Origin of the sequence: Burkholderia glumae LMG 2196 = ATCC 33617 (assembly GCF_000960995.1) — a bacterium.
Classification (GTDB): domain Bacteria; phylum Pseudomonadota; class Gammaproteobacteria; order Burkholderiales; family Burkholderiaceae; genus Burkholderia; species Burkholderia glumae.
Genome location: NZ_CP009435.1, coordinates 2053885 through 2079416 on the forward strand (window position 1 = coordinate 2053885; position 25532 = coordinate 2079416).

22 protein-coding genes, 3 tRNA genes and 2 pseudogenes are annotated in these 25532 nt (G+C 66.5%); 19 read left to right on the forward strand and 8 right to left on the reverse strand.

From position 1 onward, the window contains the following. The first annotated feature begins 56 nt into the window (after positions 1 to 56). The 12 genes from KS03_RS21905 to nagZ all read left to right on the forward strand — a co-directional run bounded on the left by KS03_RS21905 (position 57) and on the right by nagZ (position 11938). Positions 57 to 668 carry a sigma-E factor negative regulatory protein gene (locus KS03_RS21905; protein ID WP_012735026.1) on the forward strand — a complete coding sequence of 204 codons (612 nt, stop codon included), beginning with the start codon at positions 57 to 59 and terminating at the stop codon, positions 666 to 668. Positions 669 to 673: 5 nt separating this feature from the next. Continuing rightward, entirely contained in the window at positions 674 to 1726 is a 1053-nt protein-coding gene (locus KS03_RS21910; RefSeq protein WP_012735027.1) for a MucB/RseB C-terminal domain-containing protein, read from the forward strand. Between the two features lie 17 nt (positions 1727 to 1743). After that, on the forward strand, positions 1744 to 3282 hold the full coding sequence (locus KS03_RS21915; RefSeq protein WP_012735028.1) for a DegQ family serine endoprotease: 1539 nt from the start codon (positions 1744 to 1746) through the stop codon (positions 3280 to 3282). 7 nt (positions 3283 to 3289) lie between these two features. Beyond that, entirely contained in the window at positions 3290 to 3535 is a 246-nt protein-coding gene (locus KS03_RS21920) for a glutaredoxin family protein (protein ID WP_012735029.1), read from the forward strand. A gap of 202 nt (positions 3536 to 3737) precedes the next feature. Next, positions 3738 to 5531 (forward strand): translation elongation factor 4, encoded by a 1794-nt coding sequence (gene lepA, locus KS03_RS21925; protein WP_012735030.1) that lies wholly within the window; start codon positions 3738 to 3740, stop codon positions 5529 to 5531. Between the two features lie 16 nt (positions 5532 to 5547). Then, complete coding sequence (lepB, locus tag KS03_RS21930) at positions 5548 to 6444, forward strand: signal peptidase I (RefSeq protein WP_012735031.1); 897 nt, start codon at positions 5548 to 5550, stop codon at positions 6442 to 6444. A gap of 144 nt (positions 6445 to 6588) precedes the next feature. Next, positions 6589 to 7872, forward strand: coding sequence for a ribonuclease III (gene rnc, locus KS03_RS21935; RefSeq protein ID WP_012735032.1), 1284 nt, complete (start codon positions 6589 to 6591; stop codon positions 7870 to 7872). A gap of 60 nt (positions 7873 to 7932) precedes the next feature. Beyond that, a complete protein-coding gene (gene era, locus KS03_RS21940) occupies positions 7933 to 8832 on the forward strand; it encodes a GTPase Era (protein ID WP_012735033.1) in 900 nt (299 codons plus the stop codon). Then, entirely contained in the window at positions 8819 to 9664 is an 846-nt protein-coding gene (gene recO / locus KS03_RS21945) for a DNA repair protein RecO (RefSeq protein WP_012735034.1), read from the forward strand. The genes era and recO overlap by 14 nt, the downstream gene beginning before the upstream one ends. Then, on the forward strand, positions 9661 to 10434 hold the full coding sequence (pdxJ, locus tag KS03_RS21950) for a pyridoxine 5'-phosphate synthase (RefSeq protein WP_012735035.1): 774 nt from the start codon (positions 9661 to 9663) through the stop codon (positions 10432 to 10434). The genes recO and pdxJ overlap by 4 nt, the downstream gene beginning before the upstream one ends. A 10-nt stretch (positions 10435 to 10444) precedes the next feature. Continuing rightward, the gene (gene acpS / locus KS03_RS21955) at positions 10445 to 10867 is read left to right on the forward strand and encodes a holo-ACP synthase (RefSeq protein ID WP_012735036.1); all 423 of its coding nucleotides are present in this window, start codon (positions 10445 to 10447) and stop codon (positions 10865 to 10867) included. A gap of 42 nt (positions 10868 to 10909) precedes the next feature. Next, on the forward strand, positions 10910 to 11938 hold the full coding sequence (gene nagZ, locus KS03_RS21960; protein ID WP_012735037.1) for a beta-N-acetylhexosaminidase: 1029 nt from the start codon (positions 10910 to 10912) through the stop codon (positions 11936 to 11938). A 36-nt stretch (positions 11939 to 11974) separates the two neighbouring features. On the opposite strand, the gene KS03_RS21965 is transcribed toward nagZ, so the two are convergent. From KS03_RS21965 to earP, 3 genes are all read right to left on the reverse strand, one after another. Next, positions 11975 to 13375, reverse strand: coding sequence for a sigma-54-dependent transcriptional regulator (locus tag KS03_RS21965; protein ID WP_012735038.1), 1401 nt, complete (start codon positions 13373 to 13375; stop codon positions 11975 to 11977). A 264-nt stretch (positions 13376 to 13639) separates the two neighbouring features. Continuing rightward, positions 13640 to 14197 (reverse strand): elongation factor P, encoded by a 558-nt coding sequence (gene efp, locus KS03_RS21970; RefSeq protein WP_012735039.1) that lies wholly within the window; start codon positions 14195 to 14197, stop codon positions 13640 to 13642. A 246-nt stretch (positions 14198 to 14443) separates the two neighbouring features. Beyond that, positions 14444 to 15643 carry an elongation factor P maturation arginine rhamnosyltransferase EarP gene (gene earP, locus KS03_RS21975; RefSeq protein WP_012735040.1) on the reverse strand — a complete coding sequence of 400 codons (1200 nt, stop codon included), beginning with the start codon at positions 15641 to 15643 and terminating at the stop codon, positions 14444 to 14446. Positions 15644 to 15720: 77 nt separating this feature from the next. On the opposite strand from earP, the gene uvrC reads away from it, so the two are divergent. The 6 genes and pseudogenes from uvrC to KS03_RS22005 form a co-directional block, all read left to right on the forward strand. Next, entirely contained in the window at positions 15721 to 17994 is a 2274-nt protein-coding gene (uvrC, locus tag KS03_RS21980) for an excinuclease ABC subunit UvrC (RefSeq protein ID WP_045678887.1), read from the forward strand. Positions 17995 to 18072: 78 nt separating this feature from the next. Then, positions 18073 to 18666, forward strand: coding sequence for a CDP-diacylglycerol--glycerol-3-phosphate 3-phosphatidyltransferase (pgsA, locus tag KS03_RS21985; RefSeq protein WP_012735042.1), 594 nt, complete (start codon positions 18073 to 18075; stop codon positions 18664 to 18666). A 163-nt stretch (positions 18667 to 18829) separates the two neighbouring features. Next, positions 18830 to 18905, forward strand: a tRNA-Gly gene (locus KS03_RS21990). 61 nt (positions 18906 to 18966) lie between these two features. Next, a tRNA-Gly gene (locus KS03_RS21995) sits at positions 18967 to 19042 on the forward strand. A gap of 111 nt (positions 19043 to 19153) precedes the next feature. Continuing rightward, a tRNA-Cys gene (locus KS03_RS22000) sits at positions 19154 to 19227 on the forward strand. 164 nt (positions 19228 to 19391) lie between these two features. Beyond that, a pseudogene (locus KS03_RS22005) lies at positions 19392 to 19791 on the forward strand (DNA adenine methylase); the annotation flags it as partial. A gap of 40 nt (positions 19792 to 19831) precedes the next feature. Here KS03_RS22005 and KS03_RS22010 read toward each other — a convergent pair. The 5 genes and pseudogenes from KS03_RS22010 to KS03_RS22025 form a co-directional block, all read right to left on the reverse strand. Beyond that, on the reverse strand, positions 19832 to 20119 hold the full coding sequence (locus KS03_RS22010; protein WP_012735043.1) for a hypothetical protein: 288 nt from the start codon (positions 20117 to 20119) through the stop codon (positions 19832 to 19834). Continuing rightward, positions 20116 to 20594 (reverse strand): annotated as a pseudogene (locus KS03_RS30335) (DUF2778 domain-containing protein). Before KS03_RS30335 ends, KS03_RS22010 begins: the two are co-directional and overlap by 4 nt. Before the next feature lie 351 nt (positions 20595 to 20945). Next, positions 20946 to 21704 (reverse strand): toll/interleukin-1 receptor domain-containing protein, encoded by a 759-nt coding sequence (locus KS03_RS22015; protein WP_012735044.1) that lies wholly within the window; start codon positions 21702 to 21704, stop codon positions 20946 to 20948. A gap of 1141 nt (positions 21705 to 22845) precedes the next feature. Beyond that, positions 22846 to 23349 carry a GAF domain-containing protein gene (locus KS03_RS22020; protein ID WP_012735045.1) on the reverse strand — a complete coding sequence of 168 codons (504 nt, stop codon included), beginning with the start codon at positions 23347 to 23349 and terminating at the stop codon, positions 22846 to 22848. A 149-nt stretch (positions 23350 to 23498) separates the two neighbouring features. Further along, entirely contained in the window at positions 23499 to 24404 is a 906-nt protein-coding gene (locus KS03_RS22025) for a LysR family transcriptional regulator (RefSeq protein WP_012735046.1), read from the reverse strand. A 125-nt stretch (positions 24405 to 24529) separates the two neighbouring features. Between KS03_RS22025 and KS03_RS22030 the strand changes: the two genes are divergently transcribed. Beyond that, positions 24530 to 25396, forward strand: a complete 867-nt coding sequence (locus KS03_RS22030; protein ID WP_012735047.1) for a pirin family protein — start codon at positions 24530 to 24532, stop codon at positions 25394 to 25396. The last annotated feature ends 136 nt before the right edge of the window (positions 25397 to 25532 follow it).

A 25532-nucleotide genomic window follows, 5' to 3' on the forward strand; every position in this document is an offset into this window, starting at 1 on the left:
GTCCAGTTACAGATTGAGTCGTGGTCACGACGGGGTATCGGAAGATGGGGAGCATCATGGGGTCGGTCTCTACGCAATCGCAAGCAGGCTCGCAGGGCGAGCAACTGTCCGCACTGATCGACGGTGAAGCGTCGGCCGGGTCGATCGGGCAGATCCTGGCCGGATTCGGCGTCACCGAGCGCCGCACCTGGGCCGAATATCACGCGATCGGCGACGCGCTGCGCTCCGACGAACTGGCGATCGAGCCGGCCGTCAGCCAGGCCTTCGGCGCCCGTTTCGCGGCCGCGTTCGCGGCCGAGCCGCACCTGATCGCGCCGGCCGCCGTCACGGTGGCGTCGGCCGCCGCGGCCGAAGCGGCCGTCCGGCGCCAGCCGCTGCGCCGCCGCGTGCTGCCCGCCTTCGCGGTGGCGGCCGCCGCGGCCACGCTGACCTGGATCGTCGTGCCGCAACTGCAGGGCACGGCAGGCCAGGTCGGAGGGGCGGTGCAGGTTGCCTCGGTCGCGCCGCAGGATCTGCAGCGCGTGGCCGCGTCGAGCCGCCAGGACGGCAACATCATCCGTGATGCGAGCCTCGACCAGTATCTCGAGGCCCACCAGCAATTCGCGCAGCAGCCTGTCGTGCCGGGCTCGATGCCGCTGATTCGCACCGCCGCCACGCAAGGCCAGTAAACCCGATGCGGACATCGCTGTTGAATCGCGCCACTTCAGGCTGGACGCGGCTGCCCGCGCTCGTGCTCTGCGCAGCCGCCTTGCTCTCGGTTCATTCGCATGCCATCGCGCAGCAGCCGGTCGATCCGGCCGCCGGCCCGCAAGCCGCCGCCGCATGGCTCGATCGCATCCAGCAGGCCGCGCAGCAGCAGAGCTACGACGGCACCTTCGTGTTCCAGCGCGGCACCTACGTGCAGTCCTCGCACATCGTGCACATCGCCGCCAAGGGCGGCGAGTACGAGCAGATCGAAAGCCTCGACGGCAAGCCGCGCAAGCTGTTGCGCCACAACGACGATCTCGTGACGTTCGTGCCGGAACGCCAGCTCTGCGTGGTCGAGCGCCGCCAGAACCGCGACGCGTTCCCGGCGCTGCTCGGCGCGAGCGGCGCCGAGGTGCTGTCGGTGTATGACCTGAAGCCGCTCGGCCAGGATCGCGTGGCCGGTGTCGATGCGCAGGTTGCCGAACTGGTGCCGAAGGACGGCTACCGCTATGCCTACAAGCTCTGGACCGATGCGAAGACGGGGCTGCTGCTGCGTAGCCAGACGCTCGATGCCGACGATCACGTGCTCGAGCAGGTGGCGTTCTCGCAGCTGCAGATCGGCCAGGAGCGCCCGGGCCAGAAGACGGCGATCGCGAACGGCATCCACAACCTGAGCGGCTGCACGGTGGTGCGCCCGCCGGTGGCGCCCGTCGACATCGAGTCGCAGGGCTGGCGGATCGCGCCGAGCGTGGCCGGTTTCCGCAAGATCCGCGAGGTGCGCCGCCCGATGGCCGCGCGCGACGCGAACGAGCCGCCGATCCCGGTCGATCAGGCCGTGTTTACCGACGGGCTCGCGACCATCTCCGTATTCCTGGAGCCGGTGGAGAAGGGCACGCGCAAGGAAGGTGCGGGCAGCACGGGCGCGACGCATGTGCTGGTGAAGCGCCGCGGCGATTTCTGGATCACGCTGCTCGGCGAAGTGCCGCCGGCGACGTTGCAGCAGTTCGCGGCTGCCATAGAATACAAGCCTTCGAAGTAATCTTCCGGTTTCCCGACATGATCACATTCACGCTGCGTCCCTGGATGGCCGCAGCGGCGCTGACGGCTTGCCTGCCCGTCGCGTCGCTGGCGGCGCAAACCGCCGCGCCCGTGCAGGGCGCGTCCGCACCGGTCACCGTGCCGGTCGCGCCGCCCACCGCGCCGGCGGCGCGCGCGGCGCTGCCCGATTTCGCGGATCTGGTCGAAAAGGTGGGCCCGGCGGTCGTCAACATCCGCACCACCGCGATCGTGCCGGCCGATCCGCGCGGCGGCGTGTTCCCGCAGGGGCCGGACGACGGTGACATGTCGGAGTTCTTCCGCCGCTTTTTCGGCATTCCGCTGCCGGGCGCGCCGGGTTCGCCCGGCACGCCGAAGAACGCCTTGCCCGACGCGCCCGACACCGAGCAGAACCGCGGCGTGGGCTCGGGCTTCATCCTGTCGCCGGACGGTTATGTGATGACGAACGCGCACGTGGTCGACGACGCCGACACCATCTACGTTACGCTGACCGACAAGCGCGAGTTCAAGGCCAAGCTGATCGGCGTGGACGAGCGCACCGACGTGGCGATCGTCAAGATCAACGCCAGCGGCCTGCCGACCGTGGCGATCGGCGATTCGAACAAGGTGCGCGTGGGCGAGTGGGTGGTCGCGATCGGTTCGCCGTTCGGGCTCGACAATACGGTCACGGCCGGCATCGTCAGCGCGAAGGGCCGCAACACGGGCGACTACCTGCCCTTCATCCAGACCGACGTGGCGGTCAACCCGGGCAACTCGGGCGGCCCGCTGATCAACATGCAGGGCGAGGTGATCGGCATCAACTCGCAGATCTACAGCCGCACTGGCGGCTTCATGGGGATCTCGTTCGCGATTCCGATCGATGAGGCGATGCGCGTGGCCGAGCAACTGAAGACCACGGGCAAGGTCACGCGCGGGCGCATCGCGGTGGCGATCGCCGAGGTCACCAAGGACGTGGCCGACTCGATCGGGCTGCCGCGCGCGGAAGGCGCCCTGGTCAGCAGCGTCGTGGCGGGCGGCCCGGCCGACAAGGCCGGCGTGCAGCCCGGCGACATCATCCTCAAGTTCAACGGCCGCCAGGTGGATGAAGCCACCGACCTGCCGCGCATGGTCGGCGACACCAAGCCGGGCACCCAGGCGACGCTGACGATCTGGCGCAAGGGCAGCTCGCGCGACTTGCCGATCACGATCGCCGAGGTGCCGGCCGAGAAGAACGCGCGCGCCGACGACGGCAAGCCGCGCCGGCCCGCCACGCCGCGCCAGAGCAACGCGCTCGGGCTGACGGTCAGCGACCTGACGGCGGACCAGTTGAAGGCCGCGAAGGTGCCGAACGGCGTGCACGTCGACCTGGCCGAAGGGCCGGCCTCGCGCGCGGGCCTGAAGCGCGACGACATCGTGATCCGCGTCGGCGACGTCGATATCACGAGCGCGAAGCAGTTCGTCGAGGTCACCTCTAAGCTCGATCCGCAGAAGATGGTCGCGGTGCTGGTGCGACGCGGCGACAACACGCAGTTCGTCCCGCTGCGGCCGCGGCAGAAGTAGGTCGCGCATGGCGCTGACGCTGTACGGCCGCGGCTGGTGCCACCTGTGCGGCGAGATGCGTGCCGCACTGGCGCCGCTCGCGGCCGAATTCGGCGTGGAGGTGGACTACCTCGACGTCGACGCCGATCCGGCGCTCGTCGCGCGCTATGACGAGGACGTGCCGGTGCTGCTGCTCGACGGTGTCGAGCTGTGCCGGCACCGCCTCGATCCGCGATGCGTGCGGGCGGCGCTCGAGCGCCGCGCGGCCCGCTGAGCCGCGTCGCGCGCCGCCTGCGGAGCGCCGGAGCGTGCCGGCGGCCGGTCGTTCCTGCAGGTTTCGTGCCGCGGAGCCTGCCGCGGCGGCCAAAATGCCGCCCCGGACAGCCCTTTTCGGCTAAAATAGGCCGTTTTTTCACCGACTTACAAGGCGTGCTCCGCAGTCGTCGAGCGCGCCTTTTTCGCTTGATCGGCACTGAATGGATCATATTCGCAATTTCTCGATCATCGCCCACATCGACCATGGCAAGTCGACGCTCGCGGATCGCATCATCCAGGTTTGCGGCGGCCTGACCGACCGTGAAATGGAAGCCCAGGTGCTCGACTCGATGGACCTCGAACGCGAGCGCGGCATCACGATCAAGGCCCAGACGGCGGCGCTCACGTACCGCGCCCGCGACGGCAAGGTCTATAACCTCAACCTGATCGACACGCCGGGGCACGTCGACTTCTCCTACGAAGTCAGCCGCTCGCTGTCGGCCTGCGAGGGCGCGCTGCTGGTGGTGGACGCGAGCCAGGGCGTCGAGGCCCAGACGGTCGCGAACTGCTACACGGCGATCGAGCTCGGCGTCGAGGTGGTGCCGGTGCTGAACAAGATCGACCTGCCTGCGGCGAACCCCGACAACGCGATCACCGAGATCGAGGACGTGATCGGCATCGACGCGACCGACGCGACGCGCTGCAGCGCGAAGACCGGCCTCGGCGTCGAGGACGTGCTCGAGTCGCTGATCGCCAAGGTGCCGCCGCCGAAGGGCGATCCGGACGCGCCGCTGCAGGCGCTCATCATCGATTCGTGGTTCGACAACTACGTCGGCGTGGTGATGCTGGTGCGCATCGTCAACGGTACGCTGCGCCCGAAGGACAAGATCAAGCTGATGGCCACCGGCGCGCAGTTCCCGGTCGAGCACATCGGCGTGTTCACGCCGAAGTCGCGCAACCTGGAATCGCTCTCGGCGGGGCAGGTCGGCTTCATCATCGCCGGCATCAAGGAACTGACGGCCGCCAAGGTGGGCGACACCGTCACGCACGTGACGAAGGCCGCCGCCGAGCCGCTGCCGGGCTTCAAGGAAGTGAAGCCGCAGGTGTTCGCGGGCCTCTATCCGGTCGAGGCGAACCAGTACGACGCGCTGCGCGAATCGCTCGAGAAGCTCAAGCTCAACGACGCCTCGCTGCAGTACGAGCCGGAAGTCTCGCAGGCGCTCGGCTTCGGCTTCCGCTGCGGCTTCCTGGGCCTGCTGCACATGGAGATCGTGCAGGAGCGCCTCGAACGCGAGTTCGACATGGACCTCATCACCACCGCGCCGACGGTGGTCTACGAGGTGGTGCAGAGCGACGGCACGACCATCATGGTCGAGAATCCGGCGAAGATGCCCGAGCCGGCCCGCATCGAGGAGATTCGCGAGCCGATCGTGACCGTGAACCTCTACATGCCGCAGGACTACGTCGGCTCGGTCATCACGCTCTGCACGCAAAAGCGCGGTTCGCAGATCAACATGCAGTACCACGGCCGCCAGGTGCAACTGACCTACGAGATCCCGATGGCCGAAATCGTGCTCGACTTTTTCGACCGGCTGAAGTCGGTGTCGCGCGGCTATGCGTCGATGGATTACGAATTCAAGGAGTATCGCGCCTCGGACGTGGTCAAGGTCGACATGCTGATCAACGGCGACAAGGTCGACGCGCTGTCGGTCATCGTTCACCGTTCGCAGTCGCAATACCGCGGCCGCGAGGTGGCGGCGAAGATGCGTGAGATCATCCCGCGCCAGATGTACGACGTCGCGATCCAGGCGGCGATCGGCGCGCACATCATCGCGCGCGAGAATATCAAGGCGCTGCGCAAGAACGTGCTGGCCAAGTGCTACGGCGGCGACATCACGCGCAAGAAGAAGCTGCTGGAAAAGCAGAAGGAAGGCAAAAAGCGCATGAAGCAGGTGGGTTCGGTCGAGATCCCGCAGGAAGCGTTCCTCGCGATCTTGCGTGTCGAAGACAAATAACAGGACTGATCCTTTTATGAATTTCGCATTGATTCTTTTTGTGCTCGTCGTCTTGACGGGTATCGCGTGGGTGCTGGACAAGCTGGTGTTCCTGCCGCGCCGGCGCAAGGCGGCCGACGCGGCGGTCGCCGAGTTCGACCGCCAGCAGGCCCGCGTCGGCGAGCGCTTCGCCGACGAGAACGCGGCCGAGACGCGCGCCAAGCTGCGCGACGACAAGCTGCGCCAGCCTTGGTGGCTCGAATACACGGCCAGCTTCTTCCCGGTGATCCTGGCGGTGTTCGTGGTGCGCTCGTTCGTGGTCGAGCCGTTCAAGATCCCGTCGGGCTCGATGGTGCCGACGCTGCTGGTCGGCGATTTCATTCTCGTGAACAAGTTCGAATACGGCCTGCGCCTGCCGATCGGCAACCAGAAGATCACCAAGGGCAGCCCGCTCCAGCGCGGCGACGTGGTGGTGTTCCGCTACCCGAAGGACGAATCGGTCGACTACATCAAGCGCGTGATCGGCCTGCCCGGCGACACCGTCCAATACCTCGACAAGAAGCTAACGATCAACGGCCAGCCGGTGCCGGAGACGCCGCTGCCCGACTTCTTCGACGAAGAGCGCATGAACTATGCGAAACAGTATGAGGAGACCATCGACGGCACGCGCAAGAACGCGATCCTGAACAATCCGGCCGTGCCGCCGTACGTGATGGGCGCCTACGATTTCCCGTACAAGAGCAACTGCACGTACAACGAGCACGGCGTGATCTGCAAGGTGCCGCCCGGCCACTACTTCATGATGGGCGACAACCGCGACAACAGCGCGGACAGCCGCTACTGGGGCTTCGTGCCCGACCGCGACATCGTCGGTCGCGCGTTCTTCATCTGGATGAACTTCAGCGACCTCAAGCGGATCGGCCCGTTCCACTGAGCCGCGCTCGCCAGCATCGCGCCATGGCCGCGCGCGATGCTGGCAAATCACTTCAAGAACCGGCGGTAACACCGCTTCGACACGCCTTTTCGAGCCCGGCGTCCGCCGCTAGACGGAACCGGCGCCCGCGTTATACTCCTGCTCATGTCTCAGTCCCAGTTGGAAAGCCGGCTGCGCTACGAATTTCGCAATGCGGAATTGCTGCGTCAGGCTTTGACCCACCGTAGCCATAGCGCCACGCATAACGAACGGCTCGAGTTCCTTGGCGACTCCGTTCTGAATTGCGCGGTGGCGGCCCTTTTGTTCCAGCGCTTCGGCAAGCTGGACGAAGGCGACCTGTCGCGGGTGCGGGCGAACCTCGTCAAGCAGCAGTCGCTGTACGAAATCGCACAGGCCCTCAATATTGCCGACGGCCTGCGGCTCGGCGAAGGGGAACTGCGCAGCGGCGGGTTCCGCCGGCCGTCGATCCTCGCGGACGCGTTCGAAGCCATCATCGGGGCGGTGTTCCTCGATGGGGGCTTCGAAGCCGCCCAGGGGGTGATCAAGCGCCTCTATGTCCCGATTCTCGACCACATCGATCCGCGCACGCTCGGCAAGGACGCCAAGACGCTGCTGCAGGAATACCTGCAGGGGCACAAGATCGCGCTGCCGACCTATACCGTGGTGGCGACGCATGGTGCGGCGCACAATCAGCAGTTCGAGGTGGAATGCACGGTGCCGAAGCTCGACGTCAAGGTGTCTGGCTCCGGGGCGAGCCGCCGCGCGGCCGAGCAGGCCGCCGCGAAGAAGGCGCTCGACGAGGTGATGGCGCGCCCGATGGCGGCCGCCAAGTCGAAGCGCTCGAAGAGCGCGCGTGCCTCGAAGAGCGAGCCCGAGATCGTGCCGGGCGTGAAGGGGGTGCAGGAGGCGCTCGATCTGCGCGCGGCGCCCGAGCACAAGGAACGCGCCATGAGCCCGGCCCAGGGTGCAGCGAAGGCGTCGGCGGCCGGCGAACGCGGTGCGCCGCCGGTGGCCGTGATTCGTGCGGCCGCGCATGCCGACACGTTGCCGCACAAGCCCGAGCGCGGCGCCAAGCCGCCCGCCGCCGACAAGTCCGCGAGCGTCGACAAGCCGGCCGCACCTGCCGCGCCGGCCGAGCCGGAGAAGCCGGCTTCGTCGCAGCCGCCCGGCGAGCGGCCGACGGCACACGCGGCCTCCGTGGCCCCCGTGGCCCCCGTGGCCGAGCCGCCGGTTGCCGCCGACAAGCCCGCCGCCGATAAATCCGCGCCCGCCGGCCAGCCGGGCGCCGCCGACAACCCCGATGCCGCGCCGCGCGGCGCCGGCGCGCCGGACCGCACGTTGCGCGCGCGCGACATCGCGAGCGCGGCGCCCGACCCGGACGACGAGCTCTCCGTCACGCCGTTGCGCGTGGTCGATGTCGGCCGTTGAACGCCTGATCCTATCCGCGGGCCGCGTCGTGCGGCCCGCCTCGAATCGCAGCAGCCTGATATGAACGCAACCGCCACCCCCGCATTCCGTTGCGGCATGATCGCCATCGTCGGCCGGCCGAACGTCGGCAAGTCGACGCTGATGAACGCGCTCGTCGGCCAGAAGATCAGCATCACCTCGCGCAAGGCGCAGACCACGCGCCACCGCATCACCGGCATCCACACGCTGCCCGACGCGCAGTACATCTTCGTCGACACGCCTGGCTTCCAGACGCGCCACAGCACTGCGCTGAACCGCTCGCTCAACCGCACCGTGACCTCCACGCTGACCTCGGTCGACGCGATCCTGTTCGTGATCGAGGCTGGCCGCTTCGGCCCGGACGACCAGAAGGTGCTGGACCTGATTCCGCCCAAGGTGCCGACGCTGCTGATCCTCAACAAGCTCGACCGCATCCACGACAAGTCGACGCTGTTCCCGTTCCTGAAGCAGATGGGCGAGCTGCGCTCGTTCGCCGAGGTGGTGCCGCTGTCGGCCAAGCAGGACGACGACATCCGCCGTCTGATGGACACCGTCAAGCCCTACCTGCCCGAGGGCGAGCCGATCTACGGCCAGGACGACCTGACCGATCGCAGCTCGCGCTTTCTCGCGGCCGAGATCCTGCGCGAGAAGGTATTCCGCTGGACCGGCGACGAGCTGCCCTACACGAGCACCGTCATCATCGACAAGTTCGAGGAAGAGGGGCGCCTCACGCGCGTGTTCGCGACGATCCTCGTCGAGCGCGATTCGCACAAGGCGATGGTGATCGGCAAGAAGGGCGCCAAGCTCAAGCAGATCAGCACCGAGGCACGGCTCGACATGGAGAAGCTGTTCGACGGCCCGGTTTATCTCGAAACATTCATCAAGGTGAAGAGCGGCTGGGCGGACAACGAAGCGGGGCTGCGTGCCTATGGGTACGAATGACGGCAGGCCCGACGGCTCCGACGGCGCACCCGTCTCCGTCGCGGAGCCGCCCGCTTCCGGCTCGCCTGCCGAGCCGGCGCGGCCCCGCAAGGCCCGCCGCGTCGCGGCGCGCGCATCCGATTTTCGCGTCGCCGAGCAGCCCGGCTTCGTGCTGCACAGCCATCCCTATCGCGAAACCAGCCTGATCATCGACGTGCTGACGCGCGACCACGGCCGCGTCGCGCTCGTCGCGAAAGGCGCCAAGCGGCCGCATTCGGCCTTGCGCGGGGTCCTGCAGACGTTCCAGCCGCTCGCGCTGTCGTGGTCCGGCAAGTCGGAGATGCGCACGCTGACGGGCGCGGAGTGGGTGGGCGGAATGCTGCCGCTGGGCGGCGACGCGCTGCTCTGCGGCTTCTACGTGAACGAACTGCTGGTCAAGTTCTGCGCGCGCGAGGATCCCTTCCCGGCGCTGTTTCAGCATTACCTGGTGACGCTCGCGCGGCTCGCCCACGACGAGCCGGCCGTGCAGGTGCTGCGCTCGTTCGAGCGCGTGCTGCTGCGCGAGACCGGTTACGCGCGGGCGCTGAACCGGACCGTGGCGCGCCGCGCCGTCACCGCCGACGGTCGCTACGTGTTCGATCCGGAGCGCGGCGTGCGCGAGGCCGGCGACGACACACCGTCGCACTGGCCGATCGTCTCGGGTCAGACATTGCTCGACATGGAGGAGGACGATTACCATCGTGCCCAGACGGTCGCGCAAAGCAAGACGCTGATGCGCTTCCTGCTCAATACCTATCTGGGCGGCACGCCACTCGCGACGCGCCAGATCCTCATCGATCTGCAAAACCTATGAGCTTTTTCCTGACCGCGCCGAACGCCATCGATCTCGGCGTCAACATCGATCATGTCGCGACGCTGCGCAACGTGCGCGGCACCGCCTATCCGGACCCGATCCGTGCGGCGCTCGCGGCCGAGCAGGCCGGTGCCGACGCGATCACGCTGCACCTGCGCGAGGATCGCCGCCACATCCGCGACGCGGACGTGCGCGCGCTGCGCCCGCTGCTCACCACGCGCATGAACCTGGAGTGCGCGGTCACGCCGGAAATGCTCGACATCACCTGCGAGGTGCGTCCGCACGATGCCTGTCTCGTGCCGGAAAAACGCGCCGAGCTGACCACCGAGGGGGGCCTCGACGTGGCCGGGCACTTCGAGGCGGTGCGTGCGGCCTGCCGGCAGCTCGCCGACGCGGGCGTGCGCGTGTCGCTGTTCATCGACCCGGACGAGACCCAGATCCGCGCGGCCCACGAGGCCGGCGCGCCGGTCGTGGAGCTGCATACCGGCGCCTACGCCGAGGCGCACGACGCGGCCGGCCAGCAGCGCGAGTACGAGCGCGTGGCGGCCGCCGTCGACGCGGGCGTCGCGCTCGGCCTCAAGGTCAACGCCGGCCACGGCCTGCACTATACGAACGTGCAGCAGATCGCGGCGATCGACGGCATCGTCGAGCTCAACATCGGGCACGCGATCGTCGCGCAGTCGATCTTCTCGGGCTGGGACAACGCGGTGCGCGAGATGAAGGCGATCATGGTGGCGGCGCGCGTGGCCGCACGCCACGGTGGCCGCTGAGGCTCGCCTCATGGCGATCTACGGCATCGGCACCGATATCGTCCAGTTGAGCCGGATCGCGGCGGTGCTCGAGCGCACCGGCGGCCGGTTCGCCGAGAAGGTGCTCGGCCCGGACGAACTGCGCGTGTTCCACGCGCGCCGCCAGCGCTCCGAGGCACGCGGCATCGCGTTCCTCGCGACGCGTTTTTCCGCGAAGGAGGCGTTCTCGAAGGCGATCGGCCTCGGGATGCGCTGGCCGATGACCTGGCGCGCCCTGCAAACCCTCAACGAGCCGAGCGGCCAGCCCTACGTGACGGCCTCCGGCGAGCTGGCCGACTGGCTCGCCGCACGGGGCATCAGCGCGCGCGTGACGGTCAGCGACGAGCGCGACTACGCGGTGTCGTTCGTGGTCGCCGAAGTGCCGGACGCGGCCTCGGCGCCCGTCGCCGGCTGACGCTCCGGCCGATTCTCTCTTTCACTTCACGGACCCGATTCGATGAAACCGACCCCCGGCCCCGTCATGCTCGACGTCGTCGGCACGACGCTCACGCGCGACGATGCGCGGCGCCTCGCGCATCCACGCACGGGCGGCGTGATCCTGTTCGCGCGCCACTTCGAAAGCCGCGAGCAGCTGTGCGCGCTGACCGAGGCGATCCGCGCCGTGCGCGACGACCTCCTGATCGCCGTCGATCACGAGGGCGGGCGCGTGCAGCGTTTTCGCACCGACGGCTTCACGGTGCTGCCGGCGATGCGCCGGCTCGGCGAGCTGTGGGACAAGGACGTGCTGCACGCCACGCGCGCGGCGACCGCGGTCGGCTACGTGCTCGCCGCCGAGTTGCGCGCCTGCGGGATCGACCTCAGCTTCACGCCGGTGCTCGATCTCGACTACGGCCGCTCGAAGGTGATCGGCGACCGGGCGTTCCATCGCGATCCGCGCGTCGTCACGCTGCTGGCGAAGAGCCTGAGCCACGGGCTCGCGCTGACCGGCATGGCGAACTGCGGCAAGCATTTCCCCGGCCACGGCTACGCCGAGGCCGATTCGCACGTCGCGCTGCCGACCGACGATCGCCCGCTCGAACAGATCCTCAAGCTCGACGCCGCGCCGTATGACTGGCTCGGGCTGGCGCTGGCCGCGGTGATTCCGGCGCACGTGATCTACACGCAGGTGGATTCGCGGCCGGCCGGATTCTCGTCGATCTGGCTGCAGCGCGTGCTGCGCGAGCGGCTCGGCTTCACCGGTGCGGTGTTCAGCGACGATCTTTCCATGGAAGCGGCGCGCGCGGGCGGCACGCTGGCGCAGGCGGCCGACGCGGCGCTCGAGGCCGGTTGCGACATGGTGCTGGTCTGCAACCAGCCGGAAGCCGCCGAGCGGGTGCTCGAGGAGATGCGGGCGGAGGTGTCGCCGGAATCGGCGCGGCGGATCCGTCGGCTGCGGCCGCGCGGCAAGGCGTCGGGCTGGGACAAGCTGATGCGCCGGCCCGAGTACCAGCGTGCCTGCGCGCTGCTGCGCGAGACGTTCGGCTGAGATCGGCGGGGCGGCGGCCGGCGGCGAGTGCCGCCGTCAGTTCATCTTCATGCGCTGCAGCTTGTTGTAGAGCGTCTTCGGGCTGATGCCGAGCAGCGCGGCCGCGCGATGGCGGGTGCCGCCGACCGCGTCGAGCGTGGCGCGGATCAACAGGTCTTCCACGTCCGACAGCGGCGTGCCGACGCGCACCTGGACGCTGCTGCCGCTGAGCGCCGCGCCCGGCACGAACACGCCGTCGTTGGCGCGCAGCGACTCGATGAAATCGCCCGACGCCTCGTAGGCGAGCCGCACGCGATCGCGCAGTTCGCGCACGTTGCCTGGCCAGTCGTAGGCGAGGCATTCGCGAATGAAGTCGGGCGCGATCCGCTTGGCGACGGCGCCGAGGCCGGCGTCGTGCGCCTGGCGGTTCAGATCGTCGACGAAGGCCTGGGCGATCTGCAGCATGTCGTCGTCGCGCGCGCGCAGCGGCGGCAGCGCGATCGAGGCCGCGTCGAGCCGCATCCACAGATCCTCGCGCAGCGTGCCGTGGTCGAGCGCCTCGCGCGACGGCCGGCGCGAGGTGGCGATCAGCCGGAAGTCGGTGGCCACTTCGGTGGTGCCCTCGATGCGCCGGAAGCTTTGCGAGTCGAGCGCGCGCAGCAGCGATTCCTGGATCGGCAGCGGCAGCGCCGTGATGTCCTTGAGCAGCAGCGTGCCGCCGCTCGCCTGCTCGAAGAGGCCCGGCTCGCGCCGCTCGGCGCCGCCGTAGGAGCCGCGCTCGCGGCCGAACAGCATGCTTTCGATGACGATGTTGCCGAGTTCCATCACGCGCGGCAGCTGCAGCGCGGCACGGCAGTCGAACTTGATGAACGGTCCCTTGCGGCGGCGGCTCAGGTCATGCAGCGCCCGAGCCGTCGTCTCCTTTCCGGTGCCGGCTTCGCCCCACACCAGCACCGCAGCCTCGCTGCGCGCGTTGCGCTCGATCATGTCGTAGACATGCTGGACTGCGTTGCTGCGCCCGATCAGGGGGCCGAAACGGCCGAGTTTGCGCAGCGTGGTGCGCAGTGCCTGGACTTCCTCGATCAGCTCGTAAGGGCGCGGAATGCGCGCCAGCAGACTGCGCAAGCGCGGGATGTTGACGGGCTTCAGCAGGTAGTCCCAAATGCCGTAGCGCAAGCCCTCGATGGCGCTCTCGACCGTGGCGTTGCCGGTCAGCACGATCACGGGCAGGCCGCCGTTCGGCTGCTGCGGCTGGGGCAAATGCTGCAACAGGTCGAAGCCGCTGCCGTCCGGCAGGTTCAGGTCGACCAGCACGACGTCGGGAATCGTCCGCGCCAGTGCCGCCCGGGCCTCGGCGAGCGAGGTGGCCGTGTCGACCGTGAATCCGTCCGCGGCGAGCAGCGCCGTCAGGCCGGACAAGCTGTTGGGATCGTCTTCGACTATGAGGGCGTGGGGCATGGTGTGCTGGATGTTCAAAGGGCGACCGTGCGTGGCGGGCGCGTTGGCCCCATTGTTTGATTAGAGTCGGATTTTATGTCCCCCGGGGCATAAAGCGTACGATATTTGCCGATATAAGCAAAAGAGTTACCGAAGATACAAATTGATGCCTTTGCGGAACGGCGCTCCGCAGCGTTTCACCGCCTGTCGCGAGGCCGCGGCTGCAGTGTGCCGGAAAAAGAAAAAGCGCCCCAAAGGGCGCTTTTTCGTGCAGGTTGCGCGAATTTAGGCGCGGCTGCGGTATTCGTTGGTGCGCGTGTCGATTTCGATCTTGTCACCGGTGTTGCAGAACAGCGGCACCTGCAGCTCGTAGCCGGTCGCGAGCTTGGCGTTCTTCAGGACCTTGCCCGACGACGTGTCGCCCTTGACGGCCGGTTCCGTGTAGGTGATCTCGCGCACGATCACGGTCGGCATGTCGACCGAGATCGCCTTCTCGTTGTAGAACACGACTTCGCAGGTCATGCCGTCTTCGAGGTAGTTCAATGCGTCGCCCATCATTTCGGCTTCGACTTCGTACTGGTTGTAGTCGGCGTCCATGAACACGTACATCGGGTCCGCGAAGTACGAGTAGGTCACTTCCTTGCGGTCGAGCACGACGACGTCGAACTTGTCGTCGGCCTTGTACACGGATTCCTGGCCTGCGTTCGTCAGCAGGTTCTTCAGCTTCATCTTGACGACGGCGGCGTTACGGCCCGACTTGTTGTATTCGGTCTTCGAGACGACCCACGCGTCGTTGCCGACCATCACGACATTGCCTACGCGGAGTTCCTGTGCGGTTTTCATATCAAAACTGTCCTGTGCGAAAAAATTTTCCTGACGTTGCGCAACGGCCGACAACGCAAGCGGGGAACGGCCGACGCGCCACGGCCCCGGCTTGCCGCCGCGGCAGGAACGCGCGCGGGGCGCCGCTCGCACACGCGGGTTGGCTGCATGCCTCCCATGTCCGCGCCGATCGCGCCCGGCAAGACACGCCGCGCGCCGCAGGCGCCGACAGGGACTCGCTTGCGTGGTCCGCCGTTGGATAACCGCTTATTTTAACTGAGTTTTTGAGAATTCCGCCAGATTTCCGGCGAGATCGCCGAGTGTGGCGAGCTCGTCCGCCCAGGCATGCGCGCGGGCCTCGAGGGCGGCACGATGCGTGAGGAAGTCGGCCCAGTCCGGCCTGCCGGCGCCGTTCCAGGCATGCCAGAAGCGCGCGGTCGCATCGCGCGCAGGCGCCGGCAGCGTAGCGGTCAGGTGCGCGAGCGCGGCGTCGAGCTTCGGCCGATGCGCGTCGTCGGCCTGCGGGTAGATGTGCCAGACGAACGGCTTGCGCGCCCATTGCGCCCGCACGAACGAGTCCTCGCCGCGCACGAAGTTGAGGTCGGCGGCCCACAGCAGCTTGTCGTAGTCGGGCTGGGCGACGAACGCGAGCCCGTGCGCGCTGAGTCGGCCCGCGTCGGCGCGGCTGCCGGCGCCGAACCGGCCGATGCCGAAGAAGCCGGCGACGGCCGGGCAAACCCGGCCTTCGGGCACCAGCAGCCGTACCGGCTGCGGGCCGTCACGCCATTGTTCGAGCAGCGCGCCGAGCGCGGGATTCTCGTAGGCGAACAGCGACACGACGAGCGTGTCGGCGTCCGGCGGCGGGCCGCCCGTGGCCTGCCGCCACCAGGCCTCGCGCTCGGCGGCGCGGCCGACGAAGGCCTCGCGCCGCGCGTCGAGATCGGCTTCCTTCAGCACGCCGCCGGTGCCGCGCCCGAGCCCGGGGAAGAAGAACGTCTTGCGCAGCGGGTAACGCGGGTGCGGCGACGGACGCAGATGGAAATCGGCGACCCAGTCCTCGGCGCTCAGGTACTCGAGATTGATCCAGACCGGCGCGCGCGCGCGGCGCGCCATCGCCGCGACGTATTCGGCCGGCAGCTCGCAGGCGAACGCCTCGACCACCACGTCCGCGATCGCGAGCGTGTCGCCGGCATGCACGGGCTCGCCCCAATGCTCGATCACGATGCCGTCGCACGTCTGGCGCGGGGCGGCCGGGTCGAGCCCCGGCGCGATGCGCGCGAAGGTCGCGAGATCGTCGACGAACAGGCGTACCTGCCAGCCGTGCTCGCGCGCGAGTTGGGTCGCGAGCCGCCAGCAGACGCCGATGTCGCCGAAATTGTCGACGACCGTGCAGAAGATGTCGCAGGCGAGCGGCCCGCCGTCGGAGTGCGGGAGCGAGTCGGCCGTGGCGGAGCGGATCGGAGGCATCGAAGGAATTGGGGCGAATGCACTAAACTGGCGATTCTAAATGACCCGTTCGCGCGCGCATGGCGCCCGGATTTCGCATGACATCCCCCGATACCTCCGATCGCCCCGAAGCCTCTGGCCATGGTGGCCAGCCAGCCCCGGCGAGCCAGGCCGCCGCGCCATTCGAGCCGAAGCCGGTCCTCGCGCAATTGCCGCATCTGCCGGGCGTCTACCGGTATTACGACGCCGCCGGCTCGGTGCTCTACGTGGGCAAGGCGCGCAACCTGAAAAAGCGCGTCTCGAGCTATTTCACGAAGACCCAGCTTTCGCCGCGCATCGCGATGATGGTCACGCGGATCGCCAGGATCGAGACCACGGTGACGCGCTCGGAGGCCGAGGCGCTGCTGCTCGAAAACAATCTGATCAAGGCGCTCGCGCCGCGCTACAACATCCTGTTTCGCGACGACAAGTCGTATCCGTATCTGAAGCTGACCGGTCATGCGTTTCCGCGCATGGCCTATTACCGCGGCGCCGTCGATCGCAAGAACCAGTATTTCGGGCCGTTTCCGAGCGCCTGGGCGGTGCGCGAGAGCATCCAGATCCTGCAGCGCGTGTTCCAGCTGCGCACCTGCGAGGATTCGGTGTTCAACAACCGCACGCGCCCCTGCCTGCTGCACCAGATCGGCCGCTGCTCCGCGCCGTGCGTGGGCGCGATCGACGCCGCGGACTACGCGCGCGACGTCGCGAACGCCTCGCGCTTCCTGCTCGGCCGGCAGAGCGAAGTGATGAAGGAACTCGAGCAGAAGATGCACGGTTTCGCCGCGGAACTGAAGTTCGAGCAGGCGGCCGCGGTGCGCAACCAGATGAGCTCGCTCGCCACGGTGCTGCATCAGCAGGCGATCGAGGTCGGCAGCGAGAGCGATGTCGACATCCTCGCCGTGGTCGCGCACGGCGGGCGGGTCTGCGTCAATCTCGCGATGGTGCGCGGCGGGCGGCACCTCGGCGACAAGGCCTACTTCCCCGCGCACGCCGACGGCGCGCTGGCGGCGGGCGGGGCGCAGCAGGCGGCGCCGGACGAGGACGCGGGCGCGATCGTCGAGGATCCCGCGGCGCTGGCCGGCGCCGTGCCGGACGCCGCTGCTGCTGCTGCTGCTGCTGCTGCTGCCGTTGTCGCCGTCGAGACGCCGGCCGCTGCCGGGTCCGACGATCCCGCGCGCGCGCCGGATCACGCGGCGCCGGCTCCGGCCGCGGCCGAGGCCGGCGGCGCGCGCGGTGCCGACGAAGCCGTGCCGCCGGCGGAGGGCCCACCAGCCGTCGCCGAAGCCGATGACGACGCCGAATCGGTTGCCGCGCCGATCGAGACCGAAGTGCTGGAGGCGTTCATCGCCCAGCACTATCTCGGCAATCGCGTGCCGCCCGTGCTGGTGGTCAGCCACGCGCTGGCCAACCGCGAGCTGATCGACCTGCTGGTGGAGCAGGCCGGCCACAAGGTGGCCGTGCTGCGCCAGCCGCAGGGGCAAAAGCGCGCATGGCTGGCGATGGCCGAGCAGAACGCTCGGCTCGCGCTCGCGCGGCTGCTGTCCGAGCAGGGCTCGCAGCAGGCGCGCACGCGCGCGCTGGCCGAGGTGCTGGGCTTCGAGGCCGACGATCTCGCGCAACTGCGCATCGAGTGCTTCGACATCAGCCACACGATGGGCGAGGCGACCCAGGCCTCGTGCGTGGTCTTTCACCACCACAAGATGCAGTCGGGCGAGTATCGCCGCTACAACATCACCGGGATCACGCCCGGCGACGACTATGCCGCGATGCGCCAGGTCCTGATGCGCCGCTACGAGAAGATGGTGGAGCAGGCGGGCGAGGCGGCCGCGGCCGACGCGCAGGCCGGCATCGACGGCGATGCGACGCGCGCCAGCGCCTCGGCCGCGCTGCTGCCGAACATCGTGCTGATCGACGGCGGCAAGGGGCAGGTGGAGGTCGCGCGGCAGGTGTTCACCGAGCTGGGCCTCGATTGCTCGATGTTGGTCGGCGTGGCGAAGGGCGAGGGCCGCAAGGTCGGCCTGGAGACGCTGATCTTCGCGGACGGCCGGCCCTCGCTCGAACTCGGCAAGGAGAGCGCCGCGCTGATGCTGGTTGCGCAGATTCGCGACGAGGCGCACCGCTTCGCCATCACCGGCATGCGCGCGAAGCGCGCCAAGACGCGCCAGACCTCGCGCCTCGAGGAGCTCGAAGGCGTCGGCGCGAAGCGGCGCCAGCGCCTGCTCGCGCGTTTCGGCGGCCTGCGCGGCGTGGTGGCCGCGAGCGTCGAGGAACTGGCGAGCGTCGAGGGCATCTCGCACGCGCTCGCCGAGCAGATCTACCGGCAGCTCCATTGAAACGACGCGCGCCCGCGCGGCTTGTGGCGGTGCGGGCGGCACGGCACAATTGCACATCCTTTATCGGCCCAACCCGACATGCCGTTCAATTTCCCGATTTTCCTGACTTGGGTGCGTATCGTGCTGATTCCACTCGTGGTTGGCGTGTTCTACCTGCCGGACGTGATGATGAGCGCCGGCCACCGCAATCTCGCGGCGGCGCTGATCTTCGTGCTGGCCGCGCTGACCGACTGGTTCGACGGCTTCCTCGCGCGCAAGTGGAATCAAACCTCCGCGTTCGGCGCGTTCCTCGACCCGGTCGCGGACAAGCTGATGGTGACGGCCGCGTTGCTGGTCCTGGTGCAGCTCACGCGCATCGACGCGGCGATCGCGCTGGTGATCATCGGCCGTGAGATCGCGATTTCGGCGCTGCGGGAATGGATGGCGCAGATCGGCGCATCGAAGAGCGTGGCGGTGAATTCGCTCGGCAAGTTCAAGACGGCCTGCCAGATGGTTGCGATCCCGATGTTGCTGTATTATGGCGAGCTGCCGATTGGGGGCAGTATCACCATCGATACGCGCATGCTGGGGCTGTGGCTGATCTACCTCGCTGCGGTGCTGACGATCTGGTCGATGCTGTACTACATGAAGCTCGCGTGGCCGCAGATTCGTGAGCGCGGCGGCGCGATGTGATGGCGCTGGGACGTGGATCGCAGAAGGTGTCGACAAAAAGGGCGCGAAAAACGCTTGACACATTGAAACGGGTTCTACATAATCTCATCTCTCCGCTGCACTGAAACGAACGCAGCAGCGAACGAAGCAGTTAAGCGGGGATGGCAGCAGGAAGCAGCAAAATGCGGGAGTAGCTCAGTTGGTAGAGCGCAACCTTGCCAAGGTTGAGGTCGCGAGTTCGAGACTCGTCTCCCGCTCCAGATTCAAGCGGCGTTTTGTTGAAGCAGTGTAGTTCGGCAAAGTCTGCGCAAGTAGGACAATGCGGGAGTAGCTCAGTTGGTAGAGCGCAACCTTGCCAAGGTTGAGGTCGCGAGTTCGAGACTCGTCTCCCGCTCCAAAACAAGGGGAAGCAAAGCTTCCCTTTTTGTTTGGCAGGATGTCTGTCCTGCCTGACGAAATCTGCGGTCGTTGCGTGTGGCTGTATCGCGATGATCGGCAGTCCGCTTTCGGCGCGATAGCAAAGCGGTTATGCAGCGGCCTGCAAAGCCGTGTAGGCCGGTTCGACTCCGGCTCGCGCCTCCAGGTAGGAAAAGCAAAAGCCCCGCAAACGCGGGGCTTTTGCTTTTTCCGAATCCGCTTCATCCTTGTAAAAAAGTCGCCCAGAGTGGTACAAAGTCGCCTCTAACCACTGAAGAAACACGCGCAACCACGCCTAAGCCGGCTCTTTGGCCGTATAGCCGACTACACCACCTGGGCCGAACCTGCTTCGTCTGGAGGAGGATCTGTCAGCAGCGCATCTGCGACTCGCCAGCGCGTTTATCGAGCGGCCTGGATTGGGCCGAGTGCATTGATCGTTACGATCGCCCGCACACGCTGTTCTACTTGGATCCGCCGTATCTCGACACCGCGGGTTACGGCGTTTCGTTTCCGTTTGAGCAATACGAGAAGATGGCCGATCACCTGCGGACCCTCAAGGGCCGCGCGATCGTTAGCCTGAATGATCACCCGGAAATCCGGCGAGTGTTCGACGGATTTCAGATTGAGACGGTGCCGATCCAGTACACGATTGGCCTGGAGGCCGCGAGCCGCCATGAGGTGAGTATTTCGAGCTCGGACGTCGGCGCTGAGCCGGCGGGGTTGTTCTAAGGAAGTTGCGCGAGCGGGGCGGCCCGCTCGCACGATGTCGTTACGCCTGGGCTCGACGGGTTCGAGCGCGGCAGATTGCGACGTTCGCGATCCAGACAAGCAGGCCGCAGACGATGATTGATGCGATCAGTATCGCCAGCATGCCGAGTGCTGGCAGGTCGACGGGGTTCGCGAGTTGGTCCTGGCCCGTCGCGTGGAGTACGGCGGTTAGCACGGATTCCAGCCAATCGGGCATGTCGTCTGTCATCGCGACAATGATGTGCGCGAGAATCCAGCCGCCGAGCAACGTCACCACGACGTTCAACGCGAGCAATCCGAATTTCTTCATTTCGCCTCAACCGTTCCATAGGCTTTAAACGACGAACCGGGCACCGGCAGGTCCGCGCCGCTTGATCTAAGAAAATCGGCGAGGCGATCGAACGTTGTCGGGTTTGTCACGGTGATACACCCTTCGCTCAAACGACGCGGCCCCATAGGATGCAGCCGAAAATGTCCGCGCTTCACCCTCCCGACATAAGTCGAGTCCCCGGTGCTCGCATTCCACAAGGCAAACCATTTGGTGTGGTCGGTGGTGCCCCATCCATACTTTCCCCAAGCGTCGTACAGCCAGCATGCCCTCCCGATTGTCGGTCGAGGATGTAATACGTCCCTTTCGGAATTGGACCGACTCCTTCGATTCCGGTAGCGTTGGGGTTGTCGCGTCCGCTGTCCTTGCCAGAAAAGGCCGGGACCATCCCGAAGCCGGGGCAGTTCAGCGTCGAGGTGGTTTTTCCATTCAAATCGAATGAGCAGCGGATCGGCATCGTCATTCCTTCCTTTGGGCCTCGGATCCGAGAAGTGTACACGCCGCCGAGGCTCCAGCAGCCCCGTAAAATCTGCAGGTGCCGCATGCATCTCCGTCAGCGTCCATGCCCGGTTTTGCTCCTAAAGGGTGCCGTATGCTTCTTGACGGATTAGTGGGTCAGGTCGCCAGGCTACGGTCTCGGCCCCTGACTGGGGACGTGCCCACGCGGCCCTAAAAAATTGCTTTGGTAAATCAAGGTCGCCGGTCGCCGGTGGCGGGAACGAGACCGCTCGAAGCGCGCCGTCATTTGTTTGTTGGTGACGGCGAGCGGCCGCAACCAAGAGCGGACATTGACGAAGCGACTAAAAACTTAATTCCGGATCAGCTTGTGCTGGATGGCGTAGTGCTTACCTTTGTTTTCAAGTTTAAGGTATTCCTTGCTCGACTCGAGCCAGGTGATAAGCTTTTGATCGATTGCTTCTTGGATATAAATATCCAACATGATCCGTGAAATTGACGCCTTTCTGAGGATGTCTCGATAGGAAATAAAGTTCGATGAACTGGCCTCAAACAGCGCCACGACTATTCTCATCGCTATTAAAACACCATCACCGGTCTTCGTGGCAGGAGTATCGGCCACAGGTACGAAAGGATTGTTCGATACAGGTGGGGCCACATACAGCGGAGCGCCATGAATGGCTCGTATCAGATCATCGAAAGCGAGCTCCATCTGATCCGGACGTGAGAAATCCAGGTACAACTTCGATTGTAGGAAGGTTGGCACAGTGTGAGTGCCCGACTGCCGGATTAGCGGGATGACCTTGTTCGAGTCGATGCGCCTGAGAAGATCGGCAGTGACAATCATCTTCTCGTAACCGACACCGCCCGCGCCAGTGTTAGCCTTTTTGACGTAGTTTTCGGTGCAGATCATTAGTACGCGGTCAGCGATAGCGAGGTTTTGCTCCATGAAATGGGGTAAATCATCCCCTGGTCCCAGCGACCACTGGTCGATGATTGACTCCACGCCATTACTGCGAAGCCGAATTGCGAGGTCGAGAACCCATTTTTTATGGTCTAGCGAATCGTGCGAATAAGAAAGAAATGCTTTCGGTATCTTATTGGTGGTCAAATTCCCGCTCCGACTATTGTAGGAAAATTCTCGTAGATCAGCGCTACATCAGAGGCTCTGATCCAGAGCATCTCAAGCCAGACTTGCTCACGACTGCCTAGCAGGTTGCTGAAATACCGTTTTGCGGGGTGCCCGGGAGCCCTTTTCAAAGGTGGTCCCACCCCTTGCCCAAGTCAAACGAGCGGCTTGTAGGGCGTCCTATGCGGTCGGCAATTTTTTGCTTGCCCCGCTCAGGAGGCATTTCAGCAACCTGCTAGCCTACATATCAGGCGCGTCGTCGACCCATTATCTTTCTCCGTAGTAACCATACTGTCTGCCTTTGATCGATAACAGACAAGCCGCAAAAACACAATCGTGCGCCTTGGCATAGGTTTGTATACCGGGCCTTGCCAAATACTACTGCATCATCGAGCACTGCAAGTTGCTTTGCAACCACGTAGCGAGGTCGGGAGCGGGAAGCACAAAGCCTGCCGCGATTGGTTTTTTTGTTTGGTACAAATTTGCTACAGCCGCAGGGAGAGGCTTGCTGGGTAAGGCTTTCCCCTCTCATTCCATCCAAAGGATGGCGTATCTCACGGATACACGCTGACGACTTTGCCGTTTTTCACACTGTGAGTGCCGGTGGGGGAAAACGGGAATCTCGCCACAACATGCACAAGTCGCATTGTTGACCGTAACGCGGCTTTCTAGCGTCGGTCCCTCGGCCAATCCAAGGTGATGATCGACACCGACCCTTTCGCGCAGGTGTACTTGAGCGTTGCTTTTACGAATGACTCCGGCGTCAGTACGCCGTCGATGAACTTGAACGTAGGCATGGTTTCCTCAGATATTTGAATTGGTTGATTGGGTGGTCAATTCGCCTAATCAATTGATTTATATAAATAATCAGCGGCCTGCCAAGCCGTGTAGTCCGGCTCGACTTCGGCTCGCGCCTCCAGGTAGGAAAAGCAAAAGCCCCGCAAATGCGGGGCTTTTGCTTTTTCCGGCTGGCGACGTGATCTCGTGCAGGCATGCCCTGCCCGTTGCCCGCAGGACAAGCCGGGCGGCGGTGCCTGCCGAGGCGCCGGGTTCACCATCCGGCACCTCGCCGCGCGGATGGGCCGGCGACGCACGTGAAGGGCCGCACCGCCCTCGCTCAAGCTCAAGCCCGGCCGCGCCGCTCCCGGGACGCGACGAACACGCGGCACAGCGCTTCCATGCCCTCCCGATCCGCCGTGTCGAAGCGGGCGAGCTGCGGACTGTCCACATCCCACACGCCGATCAAGGTGCCGTCGCCGGCCACCAGCGGCACGACGATTTCCGATCGCGAAGCCGAATCGCAGGCGATGTGGCCCGCGAATTCGTCCACATCGCGCACCACCTGCGTCTCGCGCGTTTGCGCTGCCGTGCCGCACACCCCCCTGCCGAGCGGAATCCGCACGCAGGCGGGCTTGCCCTGGAATGGCCCGACCACGAGCTCGGCGCCGTCGTAAAAGTAGAAACCGGCCCAGTTCAGGCCGTCGAGCGAGTGATAGACGAGCGACGAGAAGTTCGCCGCGTTCGCGACGAGATCCGTTTCCGATTCGAGCAGCGAGCGTGCTTGCTCGACGAGCGTGGCATAGAGCTCGGGCTTCGAGGTGGACTGCGAGGTGGAGAGTTCGAACATGGCGCAAAGGGGCGGAGATTTCGGGGCGTGCGGCCGGAGCCGCACGGAATTCGCGCAGTCTAAAAGAAATCGCCGTGCTTTGCGCGGGCACCTGTTGCGGCGACGAATGACGACGAAGCGGGCGGCGAGGCGATCGGGCTCGACAGGATTCAATCGGGTTCGAGCGCCGCGAACCGCTCGACGAGAAAGTCGAGCAGCGCGCGCACGGCCGGCAGCAGGCCGCGCCGGGAGGCGAGCACCGCGTGGACCATCTCGCGGCGCGGCGCCCAGTCGGGCAGCACGACCTGCAACTCGCTGCGCGCGACGGCGTCGCGGATCATCATGGTCGGCAGTTGCACGACGCCGACGCCTGCCACGGCCGCCGCGCGCAGCGCGAACATGGCGCGCGTGACGAAGCGCGGCCGGTGCGGGACGGTTGCGTGCGCGCCGTGGGGGCCGCGCAGGTTCCAGACGTGATCGTCCTGCGGCTGGCCTAGCGCGAGGCTCGGCAGCGCGGCGAGATCGGCCGGCACGCGCGGCGGCGTCACGCGCGCGAGCAGCGCCGGGCTTGCCACGAGGCACTGGCCGCGCTCGGCGAGCGGGCGCAGCACGAGATCGCTGTCCTCGAGCGGCGGCGGCCGCACGCGCAGCGCGATGTCGACGCCTTCGCCGACCACGTCGACGCGCCGGTTGGTTTCCTCCAGATGAATCTCGACCTGCGGACATTGCGCCATGAACGCGCCGAGCATCTCGCCCACCAGCGAATCGAGCAGCGCGATCGGGCAGGTCACGCGCACGATCCCGCGCGGTTCCGCATGGCGCAGCGCAACCGCCTCGTCGGCCGCGTCGGCCTCGACGAGCATCGCGCGGCAGTGGGCGTAATAGGTCGCGCCGACCTCGGTGAGCGTGAAGCGTCGCGTCGAACGCTGGATCAGCCGCATCCCGAGGCGCTCCTCGAGCCCGGCGACGCGCCGGCTCAGCCGCGATTTCGGCAGATTCAGCGCGCGTCCGGCCGGCGCGAAGCCGCCATGGTCCACGACTTGCACGAAGAAATACAGATCGTTCAGATCTCGCATCATCGTTCACCAGATAGAACGCTGAGTGCGATTTTCGCATACTACCGCGTCTATCGTTCCGATCTTATGCTGCTTCCTATCGTCCGGGCAGATCGCCGTGGGCACGCAGATTGAGGAGAACGCATATGAAACAGATCGTTGCCACCTACAGCGCCCCGCGTCCGCACTGGGTCGGAGATGGCTTTCCGGTCCGCTCGCTGTTCAGCTATCACAGCACCGGCGCGCACCTGAGCCCGTTCCTGCTGCCCGACTACGCCGGCCCGGCCCGCTTCGAGCCGACCACCGAGCGGCGCGGCGTGGGCCAGCATCCGCACCGCGGCTTCGAAACGGTGACGATCGTCTACGAGGGCGAAGTCGATCACCGCGATTCGACCGGCGCGGGCGGCCACATCGGTCCCGGCGACGTGCAGTGGATGACCGCGGCGGGCGGCATCCTGCACGAGGAATTCCATTCCGACGCGTTCGCCAAGCGCGGCGGCGCGCTGGAGATGGTGCAGCTATGGGTGAACCTGCCGGCGAAGCACAAGCTCGCCGCGCCCGCTTACCAGACGCTGAGCGACGCCGAGATTTCGTCGGTGCCGCTCGCCGACGGCGCGGGACGCGTGCGCGTGATCGCGGGCGAGTTCGACGGGCATCACGGCCCGGCGCGCACCTTCACGCCGGTCGACGTCTGGGACGTGCGGCTCGCCTCGGGCGGCCGCGCCCGCTTCGAGATCGCCGACGGCCGCACGCTGGCGCTCGCGGTGCTGCGCGGCACGGTGCTGGTGAACGGCAGCGAAGTCGCGCGCGAAGCGCAGGTGATCCATCTGTCGCGCGACGGCGCGGGCGTGGAGATCGAGGCCAACAACGACGCGACCCTGCTGGTGCTGAGCGGCGAGCCGATCGACGAGCCGGTGGTCGGCTACGGCCCGTTCGTGATGAACAGCGAGGCGGAGATCCGCGCGGCTGTCGACGATTTCAACCGCGGCCGGTTCGGCCGGATGCCGGCCTGAGCGCATCCCGGCAAGCCCCGGCGCCGTCTTGGGGCGGCGCCGGGGCTTGCGCCGCGGTCTGCCCGGCGGGCCGCGCGGCGGGCATAATGACCGCCTGTAGCGCGCCCGCCCGGGCGCGTGTTTTCATTCTGGGCCG

Coding starts and splice junctions, on each gene's coding strand:
- KS03_RS21905 (WP_012735026.1), top strand. CDS start 57: ATGGGGTCGGTCTCTACGCAATCGCAAGCAGGCTCGCAGGGCGAGCAA.
- KS03_RS21910 (WP_012735027.1), top strand. CDS start 674: ATGCGGACATCGCTGTTGAATCGCGCCACTTCAGGCTGGACGCGGCTG.
- KS03_RS21915 (WP_012735028.1), top strand. CDS start 1,744: ATGATCACATTCACGCTGCGTCCCTGGATGGCCGCAGCGGCGCTGACG.
- KS03_RS21920 (WP_012735029.1), top strand. CDS start 3,290: ATGGCGCTGACGCTGTACGGCCGCGGCTGGTGCCACCTGTGCGGCGAG.
- lepA (WP_012735030.1), top strand. CDS start 3,738: ATGGATCATATTCGCAATTTCTCGATCATCGCCCACATCGACCATGGC.
- lepB (WP_012735031.1), top strand. CDS start 5,548: ATGAATTTCGCATTGATTCTTTTTGTGCTCGTCGTCTTGACGGGTATC.
- rnc (WP_012735032.1), top strand. CDS start 6,589: ATGTCTCAGTCCCAGTTGGAAAGCCGGCTGCGCTACGAATTTCGCAAT.
- era (WP_012735033.1), top strand. CDS start 7,933: ATGAACGCAACCGCCACCCCCGCATTCCGTTGCGGCATGATCGCCATC.
- recO (WP_012735034.1), top strand. CDS start 8,819: ATGGGTACGAATGACGGCAGGCCCGACGGCTCCGACGGCGCACCCGTC.
- pdxJ (WP_012735035.1), top strand. CDS start 9,661: ATGAGCTTTTTCCTGACCGCGCCGAACGCCATCGATCTCGGCGTCAAC.
- acpS (WP_012735036.1), top strand. CDS start 10,445: ATGGCGATCTACGGCATCGGCACCGATATCGTCCAGTTGAGCCGGATC.
- nagZ (WP_012735037.1), top strand. CDS start 10,910: ATGAAACCGACCCCCGGCCCCGTCATGCTCGACGTCGTCGGCACGACG.
- KS03_RS21965 (WP_012735038.1), bottom strand. CDS start 13,375: ATGCCCCACGCCCTCATAGTCGAAGACGATCCCAACAGCTTGTCCGGC.
- efp (WP_012735039.1), bottom strand. CDS start 14,197: ATGAAAACCGCACAGGAACTCCGCGTAGGCAATGTCGTGATGGTCGGC.
- earP (WP_012735040.1), bottom strand. CDS start 15,643: ATGCCTCCGATCCGCTCCGCCACGGCCGACTCGCTCCCGCACTCCGAC.
- uvrC (WP_045678887.1), top strand. CDS start 15,721: ATGACATCCCCCGATACCTCCGATCGCCCCGAAGCCTCTGGCCATGGT.
- pgsA (WP_012735042.1), top strand. CDS start 18,073: ATGCCGTTCAATTTCCCGATTTTCCTGACTTGGGTGCGTATCGTGCTG.
- KS03_RS22010 (WP_012735043.1), bottom strand. CDS start 20,119: ATGAAGAAATTCGGATTGCTCGCGTTGAACGTCGTGGTGACGTTGCTC.
- KS03_RS22020 (WP_012735045.1), bottom strand. CDS start 23,349: ATGTTCGAACTCTCCACCTCGCAGTCCACCTCGAAGCCCGAGCTCTAT.
- KS03_RS22025 (WP_012735046.1), bottom strand. CDS start 24,404: ATGCGAGATCTGAACGATCTGTATTTCTTCGTGCAAGTCGTGGACCAT.
- KS03_RS22030 (WP_012735047.1), top strand. CDS start 24,530: ATGAAACAGATCGTTGCCACCTACAGCGCCCCGCGTCCGCACTGGGTC.